Raw genomic sequence first — 15996 nt, 5'->3', positions numbered from 1 at the left:
ATTATTGATCTCTTAATAGGTTAAATGCCTCACGCAGTTTTTCTGCATCTTTTAAACCTGGCTGTGTTTCAAACCTGCTGTTTAGGTCAACACCGTAAAAGGCAGGGTGTTTAATTTGCTTTACTTTTTTCAAATTATCCAAACTCAGCCCGCCACAAATAAAGAACGGAATATCAAGCTTATAGTTATTTAAAATACTCCAATCAAATGTTTTGCCCGATCCGCCGTGCCTTTCGGTCTTGGTGTCAAACATCAGGTAATCCACATGGCCGACATAAGCGTCCAGTTGCGTAAAATCAAATCCATTATCCATTCCAAACGCCTTAAACACCGTTACTTCATCACGTAAATTGCTGCAAAACTCCGGGCTTTCATTACCATGCAGTTGTACGGCGTTAAATCCAAACTGTTTTATGAGCAATTTGATTTTACCGGCATCTTCGTTCACAAAAACGGCTGTTTTATAAATTGAGGATGGTAATTGTGCTAAAACATCCGGCGACACATCGACCATATACCTGGGCGACAGGTCATAGCATATAAAACCCATAAAGTCGGGATTTAAAGCGGCTACCGCGCTGATGTTTCCCGGGTATTTCATCCCGCACACTTTAATTTTCATCTTAGTTTTGCAGAAGTTGTTTAAAGCTATTAAGCGCTTTACCGCTATTTAATGCCTGTTCCGCTTCGTAAAAGCTATCGGCAAATGTTTTTGCAGGCGCAATGGTACGTATCGCCAGGGCCGCATTGCACAACACTACATTATTTTGTGCAGTAGTGGCCTCACCATTTAATACCTGCATAAATATGTGTGCCGACTCTGCTACCGTATGGCCACCAGTAATTTCACTTGCGTTAACTTTGTCGAAGCCCAAATCGGCTATACGGTTAATTTTTTCACCTTCGCCCGAAAATGTTTTAAAATCTCCGGTCAATGAAACTTCATCATAACCATCAAGCGCGTTTAAGATTGTATAGTTAACGTCTGATTTTTGGTATAAGTAAGCATACAAGCGGGCCAGCTCCAGGTTATAAACACCCACCATTTGGTTGCCTGGCCTTGCGGGGTTAACCATTGGCCCCAACATGTTAAAAAAGGTTTTCACTGCCAGTTCGCGACGCACGGGTGCAACGGTTTTCATTGCCGGGTGAAACAGCGGTGCGTGCAGAAAGCAAATACCGGCTTTATCTAAAGTACTGTTGAGCTTGCTTTCATCATTGGTGAATTGATACCCCAGGTACTCCATCACGTTGGATGAACCACAGCCCGATGATACTCCATAGTTACCGTGCTTAGCCACTTTGTACCCTGCTCCTGCCACTACAAACGATGCCAAGGTAGATATATTGAAAGTATCCTTGCCGTCGCCACCGGTACCGCACAGGTCTATCAATTGGTCTGCATGGAGGTTTACAGGCAGGCATAACTCAAGCATTGCATCACGAAAGCCTTCCAGCTCATCAACCGTAATAGCACGCATGCAGTAAGCCGTCATAAAAGCGGCCATTTGCGAAATATTGTATTTACCCTGAGCTATGCTGGTCAAAATTTCTTTCGACTGCTCGCGGCTAAATGTTTTGTGTTCGAATAAGTGGTTAAGTATAGCTTTCATATATGCACAAAAAAAGGGCTGCCTAATGGGCAACCCTTTCTTATTATATTTTTAATAAACAGGAGATTGCCTTACGATTACTCGTTAAGCCACCACCAGTTATTGTTTTGTACTTTCATTAGTTTGTGTGGCAAATATGACTATTGTTTTTCCGAAATGCAAATCAGAATAATAATTTTATCAGCAAATTATAAGACATGGCCATAGCAAAAAAACATATTAATCCTGAGGATGACCTTGGCTTTGGGCGGCAGGCCGTTGCCCAGCGGGTTATTAACCGCGATGGCTCTGTTAATGTGAACCGGAAAGGCCTGCCCTTGCTCAGTACTACCGACACCTACAATCATCTTATTAGCATGAGCTGGACCAAATTTTGGCTGGTGGTGTTAAGCGGTTACCTGGTTACCAACATTGTTTTTGCATTTATATACAACCTGGCCGGAATTGAGAACCTGCATGGCGCCGATGGCAAAACAACGATAGAGCACTTTTTTGATGCCTTCTTTTTTTCGGCTCAAACCATGTCTACTGTAGGTTACGGACACATCAGTCCGCGTGGTATACTCACTAACTCTATAGCTGCTCTTGAATCAATGCTGGGATTGCTGGCTTTCGCACTGGCTACAGGCTTACTGTATGGGCGCTTTTCCAGGCCTTCAGCTAAAATAGCTTACAGTAACCGCATGCTGGTGGCACCTTATCTAACCGACCAAAAAGGACTCATGTTTAGACTGGCCAACAGGCGCAATAACACACTTATTGATCTCTCTATCGATGTCATTTTCTCCTACAATGACTACTCTGATGGAAAGACAGTACGCAAATTCTTTCCCCTTTCACTTGAACGAAGTAAGGCCAGCATATTAACCTTAAGCTGGACGGTAGTGCATCCGTTGGATGAAGACAGTCCGCTGTACCAGGTTACGCCCGAAGAATTGAAGGCGACCAACGCAAACTTTGCCATACTGCTTAAAGCTTACGATGATACCTTTTCGCAAACGGTGCACTCGCGTACGTCATACCAGTACGATGAACTGATATGCGGCGGCAAATTTACACCTGCATTCTATACCGACGAAAGCGGTAAAGTATCCCTCGATTTAAGTCAGATAGGCAATTATACTGATGCAAAGCTATAAAATAAACTATTGTGAATTAAACTAAACCATTGGTTAACCATCCGGTTAGTAAAGAAATATACTACCCATGGAACAAAAACCAACAGACCTGACGGCCGAGACCCAGGACAGCCAACCAGGCAATGAAAATGAAATGACCACCAAGCCGCAGTATATAGATGCAGACTATAAAGCTTCTGGCAAATTAAAAGATAAAGTAGCCTTAATTACAGGTGGTGATAGCGGCATTGGCCGGGCAGTAAGTGTTCACTTTGCGCGTGAAGGCGCCGATGTAGCCATTGTGTACCTGGACGAAGATACCGATGCAGAAGAAACTAAACAACTAGTTGAACAAGAAGGCCGCCGTTGCCTGCTTATTAAAGGTGATATTAAAGAAAGCAGCTTTTGTAAAGAAGCGGTAGAAAAAACCGCGGCCGAATTTGGCAAGCTGAATATACTGGTGAACAATGCCGCCATGCAGTTTCCGCAAAAGAACTTGCAAGATATTAACGAAGAACAGCTGGAAGCAACTTTTAAAACCAATATACTATCTCAATTCCACTTTTGTTCGGCAGCACTGAACCATTTGCAAAAAGGCGATACTATTATTAATACTACATCAGTGACCGCTTACCGTTCATCGCCTGAGCTGATAGATTATTCATCAACCAAAGGTGCCATTGTAACTTTTACCCGCTCGCTGGCTAAAAATCTGGCCGAAAAGCAAATCAGGGTTAACGGTGTAGCTCCGGGCCCCATATGGACCCCACTAATCGTGTCTACTTTTGATGAAGAAAAGATAAAGTCGTTTGGTAAAGACGTGCCGCTTGGCCGTGCCGGTCAGCCGGCAGAAGTTGCACCGGCCTACGTTTTTCTAGCCTCTCAGGATTCATCCTACATTACAGGACAAATCATCCATGTAAATGGCGGCGAAGTGGTTAATGGGTAGATAAGCGCAAATACAGATTAAATAAACAAGACTGTTACACCAGCTGTCATCTCGAATAATAGTGAGGATTCTTTTCAATTAATAGCTTTCAGCTCAGAAAAGGATTTCGTTATTATTTGAAATGACAGGCTGGCTTATAAAATAATCTGCAACCTACCTCCTTGACTGTTTGAGTACAACTTATTTCAGCAACGGATCTTTTTCCTTAGCAAATACATTGTAAACCAACTTATCTAACCAAGCCGGAAACAACTTGCTTAGCGTAACAGTTAGTTTACCCTGCCCTGTTAGTATGAGCGTACGCGAGCGACTTTCAATGGCCTTAGCTATTGCTTTGGCTACTTCTTCAGCTGTCATCATTTTATCTTCTTCCAAACTGCTTTCGCCTTGTTGATTGGCGTCCTTATTAAGTGCAGTATTACGAATATTTGATGCCGTAAAGCCCGGGCAAGCGGTTAAAACGTGTACGCCGGTTTTTAGGTTCTCCACACGCAAAGCATCTAAAAAGCCGTTCATTGCAAATTTAGAAGCTGAGTAACCCGTACGGCCGGGTAAACCTTTAAAGCCTGCTATGGATGAAACACCAACCACGCTTCCCTGCGTTTTTAAAATTTCGGGCAGCGCGTACTTTGTACAATAAACAGTTCCCCAAAAGTTTACGTCCATTAGCTTTTTTAATACCTGCAAATCCAAATCGTTAAACAGTGCACGCATGGATATACCGGCATTGTTTACCAATACATCAATTTTGCCAAACGTAAGCAGGGTTTGTTTAATTAAAAAAGCGCAGTCTTCTTCAACGCTAACATCACATTGTACGGCAATAGCTTTAGTTTGAAAGCGTTTTTCAATATCCTGTGTAATTTCGCAAAGAGTAACGTACTGGCGGGCGCCTAATACGAGGTTTGCGCCGCGGCTGGCCATTTCATAGGCTAAAGCCTTGCCTATGCCAGACGAGGCACCGGTAATTATAACAATCTTATTGTTTAAACTCATAAGCTGGGGCAGACCACCTTGGCATAGCTTTTAGCTTAAGTTCAGGCATCTTTAATAAGTATTTGGCTGCAAAAATAAGCATTGCCCCGTAAAAATGTTTAATGAAATGCCAGCTCCATTTAGATACCGGTGGTACTGATTGCTGTATTACAAAGGTTTTAGCAAAATAGAAGTTTTTATAGCCCGCCAGCCTGATACGATAGGATAAATCGATCTCCTGACCATAAGCTTTAAAGCGCTCATCAAACAAGCCAACCTCATTTAGCACCGACCTGCGTAACAGCATAAAGCAATTATTCAGTACATCTGTCTCTGTATTCTCGAACTCTTCACCCCAGCCGGAGTGGTAGTGATGGCTAAATAGCTGTGATTTGGAAAACAGTTTTGAAAGACCTGTTGCTCCAAAAAACCTGATCCACTGCGTTGGCATTGCACGTTTCGAGTCGGCAATAAAGTTGCCTTCAGCATCTAACATACGTACAGACAGGCCACCTGTATCGGCATGCGCCTCTACAAACGCCAACAATTTTTCCAAACTATCTTCAGCTGTAATTACTGTTGGCGATTGAACAAGAACATAATCGCCGGTTGAGGCTTTGATACCCTGATTAACCGCTGTTGCAAACCCTACCGGCTTTATATTTTGGATAACGTTCACATCCTGAAACTCATCTGTCAACATAACCACCGACCGGTCGGTCGATGCATTATCTACCACTATTAATTCAGCATCCAAACTTTGTATTGCTTGTTTAAGCGCATACATAGCCTGACGCAACGGTCTGTGCAAATTCTGATTTACAAGTATGATAGATAATTTCATGCGCTTATTTTGCCAGAGAACTTTCGTAAGGCACGCGGGTGGCAATAGACCTTCCTAAGGTTATCTCATCCACGTACTCCAGTTCTCCTCCAAACGCTATGCCACGAGCTATGGTTGATAAACTAATGTTTAAATCTTTTAACCTTTTGTGCAAATAAAATATCGTTGTATCGCCTTCCATAGTAGCGCTAAGCGCAAAAATCACTTCTTTAACGTCTGAAGCCTTAATTCGCTCTACCAGTGAGTCTACTTCAAGGTCCGATGGGCCTACTCCATCCATCGGCGAGATCAGTCCACCGAGCACATGGTATACACCAGTGTACTGATTTGTATTCTCTATTGCCATTACATCGCGCGTATCTTCCACTACGCAAATAGTGGCATGATCACGTTTGTAAGATGAGCATATCTCACAAACGGTATAATCGGATATATTATAACAGGTGCGGCAATGTTGTATTTCGTTGCGCAGTTTAGTCATAGCCAGGCTAAAACGCTCCACGTCGGGCTTGTCCTGGTTAAGCAGGTGCAGCACCAAACGAAGCGCTGTTTTTTGCCCGATACCCGGTAGTTTCGAAAACTCTGCAACCGCATTCTCCAATAATTTCGAAGAAAAATTCATACATCAAATTTACAAAAAATAAGCCTTAAATATGGTCAGCAGATGGTCATCTGCCTCAGTGCGGAAGCATTATTTTCATAAAATGCTTCATTAATTTACCTTAATGATTTGAGCTGGTTAAAACTTTTTAATTAGCTTGCGCCATCAATTGTTAATTACTTAACCCAAATCATATGTCGCCCGGAATTTTACTATTGTTCATAGCCGGATACTTTTTAGTACTCATCCTTATTTCTTACCTAACGTCTCGTAACTCGTCAGATAATGACACCTTTTTTGTAGCCAACCGTAATTCCAAATGGTACCTGGTGGCCTTTGGCATGATAGGTACTGCGCTGAGTGGTGTAACCTTCATATCGGTACCCGGCAAGGTAGGCGCACCCGGCGGCGATCAGTTTGCTTATTTTCAGTTTGTGCTGGGCAACGCAGCGGGCTTTATCATTATTGCCACTGTGCTGTTGCCATTGTATTACCGCTTACAGGTAACATCAATCTACAGTTATATAGAAAACGCCTTAGGCAAGTGGAGCTATAAAACAGCAGCTACTATATTTTTGATAAGCCGCACCATTGGCTCATCATTCAGGTTGTACTTGGTGGTTATTGTGTTACAAAAATTTATTTTTGATACTTATGGTATTCCCTTTTGGGCTACTGTACTGTTTTGCCTGGTATTAATATGGTCATACACCTATAAAGGCGGTTTAAAAACCATTATTATTACCGATAGCCTGCAAACATTTTTCCTCGTTGCATCTGTATTTCTCTCTATCTTCTTCATTTGCCGAAGCCTTAATTTCAGCATAGTAGAAGCGGCCGATGCCATCAAGAACAGCAGCTATTCTAAAATATTCTTCCTGAATGATTTTATGAGCAGTAAGCTGCACCTGAGCAAGCAATTTTTTGGCGGTTTATTTATTACCGTAGCCATGACGGGGCTTGACCAGGATTTAATGCAAAAAAACCTGAGCTGCAAAAATATTGGCGAGGCACAAAAGAACATGTTCAGCTTTACCGGCGTGTTCGTGGTCATTAATATATTTTTCCTGAGCGTAGGCGCTTTGTTGTACCTGTATGCCGCCAAAAACGGTATCAGCGTAGAGAAAACCGATTACCTGTACCCTACCATAGCACTGCGCTACCTTGGCGTATTCCCTGCCATTGTATTTATGCTGGGCTTAACGGCAGCCACCTTTGCCACAACCGATTCGGCACTTACCGCTTTAACCACGTCTTTTTGTGTAGACTTTTTGAACTTTAACAAACGGCAAGATACAAACAGCAAAGCCATGGTTAAAGTAAGGCACTACGTGCACATCACGTTTTCGGGGCTGATGTTTGTAACCATTATCTTATTCAATGCCGTAAATAACGATGCGGTAGTGAGCGCTATTTTTAAGGTGGCGTCTTACACCTACGGGCCATTGCTTGGTCTGTATGGTTTTGGCTTGTTTTTGAGCGGCCGGCAGGTGAACGATAAACTGGTGCCATTTATTTGTTTAATATCACCTGCAGTATGCTTTTTCCTGAGCACGGGTTCTAAAGAGATATTGGGCGGTTATGTTTTTGATAACGAACTGATCATTGTAAACGGTTTAATTACCTTTGCCGGCCTGTTACTTACCTCAAAGGCTAAAACAAAAGTGGCAGCGTTGTAATTACTATATTTTGAATTTGATATTATGACAGGTGATGATAAAATAAGACAGGCTTTCCAAAACCAAAACTGGCACGAAATAAAGGTAACCGACTCTTGGCAGATCTTTAAGATTATGGCCGAGTTTGTGGATGGTTTTGAGAAACTGGCCAAAATTGGCCCTTGCGTTTCCATATTTGGATCGGCACGTACGCATAACGATAATCCTTTCTATAACATTGCGGTAGAATGTGGCCGTTTACTTACCGAGCAGGGCTACGGCGTTATATCGGGCGGTGGCCCGGGTATTATGGAGGCAGCTAATAAAGGCGCTTATGAGGCCGGCGGCAAATCGGTAGGCTTAAACATTGAGCTGCCATTTGAGCAATTTCATAACAAATACATTGACCGCGATAAACTGCTGGAGTTCGATTACTTCTTTGTGCGTAAGGTAATGTTTATGAAATATTCCCAGGGCTTTATTGTACTGCCTGGCGGTTTTGGCACCATGGATGAATCATTTGAGGCAATTACCCTCATCCAAACCGGCAAGATTGCGCGCTTCCCAATTGTGTTTGTGGGCGTAGATTACTGGAAAGGCCTATTTGAATGGGTTGAAGAAAAGATGCTGAACAGCGAGCATAACATTAGTCCGGATGATTTACAACTTTACCGGTTGGTAGACACCGCCGAGGAAGCAGTGGAACACATTTTCCGCTTCTACAACAAATATCTGCTCAAACCAAACTTTTAATTATTGCTGTTTGAAGTTACAAGAGCGAGGATTGAGTTACACTAAGTACTTTAATTAGCGCATAAAAAGGGCTGGTGATATTCACCAGCCCTTTTTTTTATTAACTCATCCTGAGCATTTTTATTTATCGCTCCGGCTATATAGCTGTCGAACGATAATGTACAGACATCCGAAAGAGAATTCTTTGACCTCATACCATCTTTACTTCACGCCGCTATCTAAGGCGGGGTGGTTAGCGTTAGTTCGTTTAAAGCTCCTGATAGCAATGACCGTACTAATAAGCATCAAAATTGCGCCTAACAGATAAGGTGCGCCGGGGAAGTAAATGGATGAGGTTTTGGGATTAGTGAAATGAGCAAACAAACTGCTCATCAGCAGCGGACCAATGACAGTGGTTATACTTAACAAACTGTTTAATCCACCCTGCAATTCGCCTTGTTCATTAGGCTCAACTTTGCTGGTAATTAGGCCTTGTAGTGCAGGGCCCGATATACCGCCCAGGCAATACGGAATCATGTACACATACATTAACCAGCCTTGGTTAGCAAAGGCAATAAGCGCCAAACCAATAGCGTAAAACAGCAAGCCGAACACAATGCTGCGTTGCTGCCCTAACTTAGGAATGATGATACGGATTAGCCCGCCTTGTATGGCAATCAGCAACACGCCAATGAAAATACCCAGGCTGCTTATGCTGCTCATGCTCCACTTAAACTTCTCGACCAGGAAGAAGGCAAGTACACTTTCAACCGCTTTTGAGGCAATATAAACTAAACTGAAAGCACTTATTAACCCGGCAATAGCAGGGTACATCGTTAAGCGCTTGAGTGCACCAATTGGGTTTGCCCTGCTCCAGTCAAACGGGCGGCGGTTTTCAACCGACAAGGATTCGGGCAATACAAAAAATCCGTATAAAGCATTAAGCAACGCCAAACCGGCTGCCGCCATAAACGGAATGCGTAAACCTACCTCGCCCAGGTATCCGCCCAAACCAATACCCATAATAAAGCCTAAGCCAGTAGCTGCCCCAATTAGGCCAAAGTTGGCAGCACGGTTATCGCCCGTGCTTACGTCGGCTATGTAGGCGGTAGCCGTGGTAGTGCTGGCGCCTGCAATACCCGCAATGATTCGGCCAACAAAAAGCCAGAACACACTGGGTGCAAAAGCCATCAGGGCGTAATCAATCCCAAAGCCCACCATTGATATGAGCAATACAGGCCGGCGGCCATACCTATCGCTTAAATTGCCCAGCACCGATGAAAATACAAACTGCATGAGTGCGTAAACAAAGGTCAGGTACCCATTAATTTGGGTGGCCATACTGGTATTGTAGTCTCCGAGTGTCTCCAGCAATTTGGGCAGAACCGGGATGATAACGCCTAAACCAAGGGTATCAATCAATACCGTAATAAATATAAAACTTAGTGCTGCCGGGCGCTTATGCTTGGTTTCCTCGCTCATGTAAAAAAAGTAACACCTGTTAAAAGGCTTTGTGCCAAAATTGTTTTAGTTAAGTACGGTTCCAATTAGCATATCGGCGGTAATAAACCCAAGGTATCTCGAATCCATGGCCCAATGCCGGTTATCTCCTAACACAAAACAACTGTTTGCTGGTACGGTAACCGGCCCAAAATTATCTTCATTATATCCGGCTTTCACAAAAGGTTTGTACAAGCCTTCATTTACAAATCCTTTGGCGCTTACTAGTCTTTGTAAACCGGTTAAGTGCAGCATCTTTAATTCTTGGTTACTTAAACTAACGCCCGAGAAGGCGCTATCCCTGGAAGTAAGTGTTTTACCGGCGCGGTCAAAATACATGGCCAAACTATCTGCCTTGCTGTTTGCAATCAGATATTCACTTGCCGTATAGGGCTCATTTATGAATTTGCCGTTCCGATACAAGTTGCCGTCCCGAAGCTCGATAATATCTTTAGCTATGGCTACGCAGCGATGCGTATAAATTGATCCCCCTGGCCCCTTGTAGCATATGTAACTACCGGGCTGCGGTTTCTTAAAACGTGATACAAAAACAATGTTACCTGCCTTAAAAGTAGGTTCGCTCGATTCGGTTGTAACATAGTACCAGTTGAGTGCGTTAGTGTAACGCATCCCTACAAAGCCAGCAAATAAAACGCCGCAAAACAACAGCAGTGCAATAAATATTTTCATACCAGGGTTAGGCTTTTACTGTACTAACACGTGCCCGTTTAAAGCTGCGCAAAGCAAGGAATGTACTCAATAACATTAGCACAGCACCCATTAAAAATGGCGCTCCGGGAAATTGAACCGGCGCACTTTTACTGGTAAACCAGGCAAACAACGTGGTCATTAATGGTGGGCCGATGATGGAGGTTACACTCATTAAACTGGTTAAGCCGCCTTGCAGCTCGCCCTGCTCGTTAGCCGGTATTTGGTTACTAATTAAGCCTTGCAATGCAGGCCCTGCAATGCCGCCCAGGCAATAAGGCACCAGTATACCAAACATCATCCAGCTTTGATTGGCAAATGCAAACAGGAACAAACCTATGCTGTACAACAACAAGCCCAGTACAATACTCTTTTTTTGGCCCAATTTAGGGATGGTTACACGTATCAACAGTCCCTGCACTAAACCAGAGAGCAAGCCCACAAAACCCAGTGAGTATCCTACTAAGGATTTGCTCCAGCTAAAGCGTTCCATAGTAAAATAGGTCCAGGTGCTTTGTACCGCATGGGCCGCTATGTATATTAATATTAGTGAAGCAATTAAGCCACTAATGGCCGGGTATTTTTTTAATTGCATTAATGAGCCTATGGGGTTAGCCCTTCGCCATTCAAACGGCCGGCGGTTTTCTTTCGATAAAGATTCGGGTAAAATAAAATAACCGTAAATGGCATTCAATATAGCTAGGCCAGCGGCAGCCAAAAACGGCAGTTTGGTGCTGTAATTTCCTAAAATTCCGCCCAATACCGGACCAACAATAAACCCTATACCAAACGCTGCCCCAATGATGCCAAAATTTTGCGCACGTTTTTCGGGTGTGCTCACATCGGCAATGTAGGCAGATGCGGTAGTAAAACTTGCGCCGGTAATACCGGCTATAATGCGGCCAACAAACAACCACCAAATGCTGGGTGCAAAAGCCAGAAAAGTATAGTCGATAGCAAAACCCAGTAGTGAGCCCAGCAGTACCGGCCGCCGGCCGTACCTATCGCTCAGGTTGCCCAGTACCGGCGCAAACAAAAATTGCATAACTGAATAGGCAAAGGTTAGCCAGCCACCATAAACGGCAGCATCACTTAAATTGCTGTTATGTATGAGGTGACCGATCAGGTCTGGAAATACAGGAATTACAATACCAAAACCGGTAATGTCGATTAATAAAGTGATAAAGATAAAGCCTAAGGCAGCCTCGCGTTTAGGTTGTGCAGGTTGGTCCATAACCGCAAAATAAAGAAAATTTGCTGATTAATTGGCAGTTAAAGCGCTAATTTTTAGGTCGATGCTGTAAACCAAAATGGCGCTAATTAGAGTATCGATTTTTATTTTTTTAACTGTTTTAAGCGATGTGCAACCCTTATAAATTTTATTTACAGCCAACGCTACTCAGGCTGCCTCACCACGCCGGCAATTATAAAACAAACAGTTAAGCTTACTAATCTTAATTTTCCAACCATCTCTGCTACGGCATTTAAGCGGCAAATAGCCGACACGTTAGTTAAATTATGTTAACGGGCGAACATCATCAGATTGATGTTGAAGTTTTTCAATATATTTAGCCAACATTCAGATTCCTTACAACCTTACTTACACAATTTTAATGAACAAATTTTTCCTGACGGCCATACTGGTCTTATGCCTGGGGAGCGTCTTTGCTCAAAACAAGTCGCACGTTAAAGGGACCATTGTCGATTCGACCGGTAAGAAACCTATGGAAATGGTAACCATTGGCATCACCGATCTGAAAGATTCATCCTTTGTATCTTATACCGTTACCAATAAAACCGGAAAATTTGCTTTATATAACCTGCCATCTGGTAAGCCTATAGCCGTAATTGCCTCTTATGTAGGTTACGCCAATTTTGGTAAAGTGGTTACGCTGAAACAGGGGGATACACTTAACCTTGGCAACATTATTATGCGCCCGGAAGGCAAAATGCTGGGCGAAGTGACAGTCACCGCACAAAGGCAGGCCATTGTAATAAAAAAAGACACGGTTGAATTTAATGTGGCTGCCTTTAAAGTAAGACCTAATGCAGTGGTTGAGGAATTGTTAAAACGACTGCCCGGCGTACAGGTTGATTTTGACGGCAGCATTAAAGTAAACGGTAAAGCTATATCTAAAATAACTATAGACGGCAAAGAATTTTTTGCGAACGACCCGCGCGTTGCCTCTAAAAACATTGACGTGTCGCTATTAGATAAGGTACAGATATTTGATGACCGCGAAAACGACCCCGACCATTTAATCGAAGAGGCCAATGTAAGTAAGATCATCAATCTAAAGTTTAAAAAGGCGTTAAAGAAAAGCGTATTTGGTAAAATGTACGCAGGCGGCGGCAGCCGCGAAAGGTTTGAATCGGGCGGCTTGTTCAATATGTTCAGGGATACCCTGCAAACGAGTTTTATAGGTGTGGGCAACAACCTTAACCGTACCGGCTTTTCAGACAATGACCTTTCGCAATACGGTGGTTTTGACCGCAGTGGCGAGGATGCGCTTTATAACGGCAGCGTGGGCGTAGGTGGTAACAACTGGAACGGTGGTATCGAGAAGGTAATTTCTGCTGGATTAAACCTGAACAATGATTATGGTAAAAAACTAAAGTTGAACCTGTTATACTTCTTCAACAATTCGAAGGTTACCAATATCAGCACATCATTAAATCAGCAAAATTTCCCTACCGATACCTTATTCACTTTAACCAATAATAATACGCTTACCAATACCAACAAACATAACGTAAACGGTTTGGTGGTTTGGAATCCGAATGACAGCACTAATTTCAGGTATACGCCTAAGCTCAACTTTGCGAATAACTTTAACCGGTACGATAATACGTCTAACCGTTACAATTACTTAAACCCGCTTAACCAAAGTATTGGAAACAACAGTAATGATGGCAGCCGCATGCAGTTTCAACACAATTTTAGCTATTATCATAAATTGGGAAAAAGGTATGGCTCATCGGCGTCACTTAATGTTAATCACTCCCTTAACATAAGCCCCGACCTATCCAGCAACATCAACAACCTCGATCTCATCTCCCAAACATCAACCGTAAAGTCTGAACAGCTACGGCGGCTTATTGATGTTAATTCGCGTAATACCAACGCCAGCCTGAGTGTAGCCTTCCGTTATCCGCTAAGTAAAAAGCTCACCGGCGATGTTACCGCCAGCGGTGGCTTTATTCGCAATGGCCGCTTGCAACAAACATTTGATCAAAACCTGCAAACCGGAGAGTACAGCCTTTACCTGGAAAGCCAAAGCTCTGACCTTGACCGTTACCAATGGACCGAAAGTGGCAAGGCTAACCTGAATTTCAAGTTCAATAAAAAAGTATCTGTTGATGCAGGTGTTACCGCTGAGTGGCTGCAGATACTTAACCGCTTCCACAAAAACGTTCCAGATTTGAACCAATATTACTTAAACTGGCTTCCATCGGCACGTTTGCGGATAGGTAACTCCTCGTTAAGCTACAGCTCTAGCGTAAGCCAGCCATCTGTATACAATTTGCAACCCATTACTATACAAAGTTCACAGCTTTACCGTTTTACAGGCAACCCTTTGTTGAAGCCTACCCGCAGGCACTCAGTTTCGGTAAATTTCTACAAGTATTATCCGCAATCGCAATTAAACATTTACAGCTACCTGAACAGTAGTTTTGAGGAGAACAGTGTAACATCGGTAACGCAATTAACACCCGAAGGTGCGAGCGCTAACACGCCGGTTAATCGTAACGGCAGGCGTAATGTAAACGGCAATGTGGGCGTAAACAAAACATTCAAAACTTCTAAAACCTGGCAATTCAACATCAGTTCATCTGCTTACTTTAGTAGTGCCCGAAACTTTTTTATACTCAACCAGGATGAAGGGTTCCAAAACAACCTGTATTTAGGCTTCACGCAAGGCATCAACCTGGGCTGGAAAGAAATCGTACAGTTAAACTCATCATACTCAGCCCGTCCGCAAACAACCACGTACTCGGGCGTTGATTTTGCGAGCGTGAAGTTTGTAAGCCATAGCGCCGACAACCGCTTTACCGTGCGGTGGCCCAAGCGCATGTACTGGGAGGGCGTTTACAGCTACAGCTACAATCCGCTGGCCAGTGCCGGTTTTCAGAAAAGCGTAAACATGCTTAACCTGAGCGTAGCCGTGCTGATGCTGAAAAAAGACCGCGGTGAAATTAAGCTCTCCTGCTACGATATGCTCGACCAAAATATAAGCGCCTACCGTTACAGCGGCGCTAACTCCATTGTAGATAGCCAGAACCAGATCCTTAAACGCTACTTTTTGCTCACCTATATGGTAAAGTTTAATAAAATGAGCACGAAGTAAGTGGGTGTCTGAACGGGAATTTAAAAATAATAGCAGTTGCGAAGCAAAGCTACTGTTAAGAAGCGTTGGGCTGCCAGCGCACCCGGCCGGGATTATGGCCTGCAGCGCTGGCAGGGATTGTGCTGGCTAGGCACTTTTGCTTCTTTTGGGGCTATGCCAAAAGAAGTAGCCTCTCCGGCAATGAGTAGACGAAGAGAGTTTATAAGCACTGAAACGAGTTTGGCAAAACACAGGCCCTCATAATGAGCTCAGACGAAACTGCTCTCCGCAAAGATTACTTCGTTCTTCGCAATGACATAAGTATTTGTGCATGTGTAACGGCAGCTTTTGCCTCACCTTCTACTCCAACTCAGTAACCCCACCCGAAATCACAAACTTCATCATTTCGGCAGCGCTTTTGTTAATGGGCGTTACTTTACTGGCCGGCACAATAACTACCTGGCCGGCAAAGGAATAAGAATACGGAAAGTAAACCGCAACATCGCCGGGGAGGCCGAGTACGGTCATATCCTTATGGGTGAGGAAACCGATCTTTTTCAGTCCGTTAGAGCCTACCTCCACCAATACCGGTTCATTAAACTTCTTTTCTTCGCCCACAAAAGCTTCGGTTAAATCTTTGATTGATGAATACAGAAACTTAAACAAAGGCAAACGGTTAAGCCAGTAAGAAAACCAGCCCTTGATAGGATCGGTAATAACATTGGTAACCAGCACGCCGGCAATCATAATGATAACCAGCACGGTTAAAATACCCAGGCCCGGAATATAAAGGGCCTTGCCTGTTTTAGGGTTTACCCAAAGCACATCGCTCAGGTTAAGGGCATTGTCTAAACTGGAAACCGCCCAAAAAATCAGGAAACAGGCAGCGCCCAGGGGCACCACCACTAACATGCCTTTTACAAAGTATCTAAGGAGTATGCGAGCTATACCGTTCATAACCAGCTGCAAT

The 15996-nt window shown here is 43.6% G+C and carries 14 protein-coding genes; 5 read left to right on the top strand and 9 right to left on the bottom strand.

What is annotated here, in order from left to right; translation table 11 throughout:
• Position 1: 1 nt before the first annotated feature.
• Entirely contained in the window at positions 2 to 622 is a 621-nt protein-coding gene (locus tag ABDD94_RS08250; RefSeq protein ID WP_345955453.1) for a phosphoribosylanthranilate isomerase, read from the bottom strand.
• A 1-nt stretch (position 623) separates the two neighbouring features.
• Positions 624 to 1613, bottom strand: coding sequence for an anthranilate phosphoribosyltransferase (gene trpD, locus ABDD94_RS08245; RefSeq protein ID WP_345955452.1), 990 nt, complete (start codon positions 1611 to 1613; stop codon positions 624 to 626).
• Positions 1614 to 1810: 197 nt separating this feature from the next.
• On the opposite strand from trpD, the gene ABDD94_RS08240 reads away from it, so the two are divergent.
• Both ABDD94_RS08240 and ABDD94_RS08235 read left to right on the top strand, forming a co-directional pair.
• On the top strand, positions 1811 to 2752 hold the full coding sequence (locus tag ABDD94_RS08240) for an ion channel (protein ID WP_345955451.1): 942 nt from the start codon (positions 1811 to 1813) through the stop codon (positions 2750 to 2752).
• Between the two features lie 67 nt (positions 2753 to 2819).
• Positions 2820 to 3680: an SDR family oxidoreductase gene (locus ABDD94_RS08235; protein WP_345955450.1), complete on the top strand. Its 861-nt coding sequence runs from the start codon at positions 2820 to 2822 to the stop codon at positions 3678 to 3680.
• Between the two features lie 180 nt (positions 3681 to 3860).
• Here ABDD94_RS08235 and ABDD94_RS08230 read toward each other — a convergent pair whose 3' ends face one another.
• From ABDD94_RS08230 to recR, 3 genes are read right to left on the bottom strand one after another with little or no spacing between them, the layout of a single operon-like run.
• The gene (locus tag ABDD94_RS08230) at positions 3861 to 4676 is read right to left on the bottom strand and encodes an SDR family oxidoreductase (protein WP_345955449.1); all 816 of its coding nucleotides are present in this window, start codon (positions 4674 to 4676) and stop codon (positions 3861 to 3863) included.
• The gene (locus ABDD94_RS08225; protein ID WP_345955448.1) at positions 4660 to 5499 is read right to left on the bottom strand and encodes a glycosyltransferase family 2 protein; all 840 of its coding nucleotides are present in this window, start codon (positions 5497 to 5499) and stop codon (positions 4660 to 4662) included. The genes ABDD94_RS08230 and ABDD94_RS08225 overlap by 17 nt, the downstream gene beginning before the upstream one ends.
• Before the next feature lie 4 nt (positions 5500 to 5503).
• Positions 5504 to 6121: a recombination mediator RecR gene (recR, locus tag ABDD94_RS08220; protein WP_345948118.1), complete on the bottom strand. Its 618-nt coding sequence runs from the start codon at positions 6119 to 6121 to the stop codon at positions 5504 to 5506.
• 173 nt (positions 6122 to 6294) lie between these two features.
• Between recR and ABDD94_RS08215 the strand changes: the two genes are divergently transcribed.
• Entirely contained in the window at positions 6295 to 7779 is a 1485-nt protein-coding gene (locus ABDD94_RS08215; protein WP_345955447.1) for a sodium:solute symporter, read from the top strand.
• 24 nt (positions 7780 to 7803) lie between these two features.
• Positions 7804 to 8511: a TIGR00730 family Rossman fold protein gene (locus ABDD94_RS08210; protein ID WP_345948120.1), complete on the top strand. Its 708-nt coding sequence runs from the start codon at positions 7804 to 7806 to the stop codon at positions 8509 to 8511.
• Between the two features lie 201 nt (positions 8512 to 8712).
• Here the strand turns inward: ABDD94_RS08210 and ABDD94_RS08205 are convergent, their stop codons facing one another.
• The 3 genes from ABDD94_RS08205 to ABDD94_RS08195 are packed head-to-tail and all read right to left on the bottom strand — an operon-like array spanning position 8713 to position 11932.
• A complete protein-coding gene (locus ABDD94_RS08205; protein WP_345955446.1) occupies positions 8713 to 9972 on the bottom strand; it encodes a TCR/Tet family MFS transporter in 1260 nt (419 codons plus the stop codon).
• A gap of 45 nt (positions 9973 to 10017) precedes the next feature.
• Positions 10018 to 10680 carry a signal peptidase I gene (lepB, locus tag ABDD94_RS08200; protein ID WP_345955445.1) on the bottom strand — a complete coding sequence of 221 codons (663 nt, stop codon included), beginning with the start codon at positions 10678 to 10680 and terminating at the stop codon, positions 10018 to 10020.
• A 7-nt stretch (positions 10681 to 10687) separates the two neighbouring features.
• On the bottom strand, positions 10688 to 11932 hold the full coding sequence (locus tag ABDD94_RS08195) for a TCR/Tet family MFS transporter (RefSeq protein WP_345955444.1): 1245 nt from the start codon (positions 11930 to 11932) through the stop codon (positions 10688 to 10690).
• 379 nt (positions 11933 to 12311) lie between these two features.
• Here ABDD94_RS08195 and ABDD94_RS08190 point away from each other — a divergent pair, with 379 nt between their 5' ends.
• Entirely contained in the window at positions 12312 to 15047 is a 2736-nt protein-coding gene (locus ABDD94_RS08190) for a TonB-dependent receptor (RefSeq protein ID WP_345955443.1), read from the top strand.
• A gap of 339 nt (positions 15048 to 15386) precedes the next feature.
• Here the strand turns inward: ABDD94_RS08190 and ABDD94_RS08185 are convergent, their stop codons facing one another.
• Entirely contained in the window at positions 15387 to 15983 is a 597-nt protein-coding gene (locus ABDD94_RS08185) for a DUF502 domain-containing protein (RefSeq protein ID WP_345948125.1), read from the bottom strand.
• Positions 15984 to 15996: the final 13 nt, after the last annotated feature.

Source organism: Mucilaginibacter sp. PAMB04168 (assembly GCF_039634365.2).
Lineage (GTDB): Bacteria > Bacteroidota > Bacteroidia > Sphingobacteriales > Sphingobacteriaceae > Mucilaginibacter.
The sequence above is the reverse complement of the archived record's forward strand: the minus strand, read 5'-3'. Positions and strand labels throughout refer to the sequence as shown.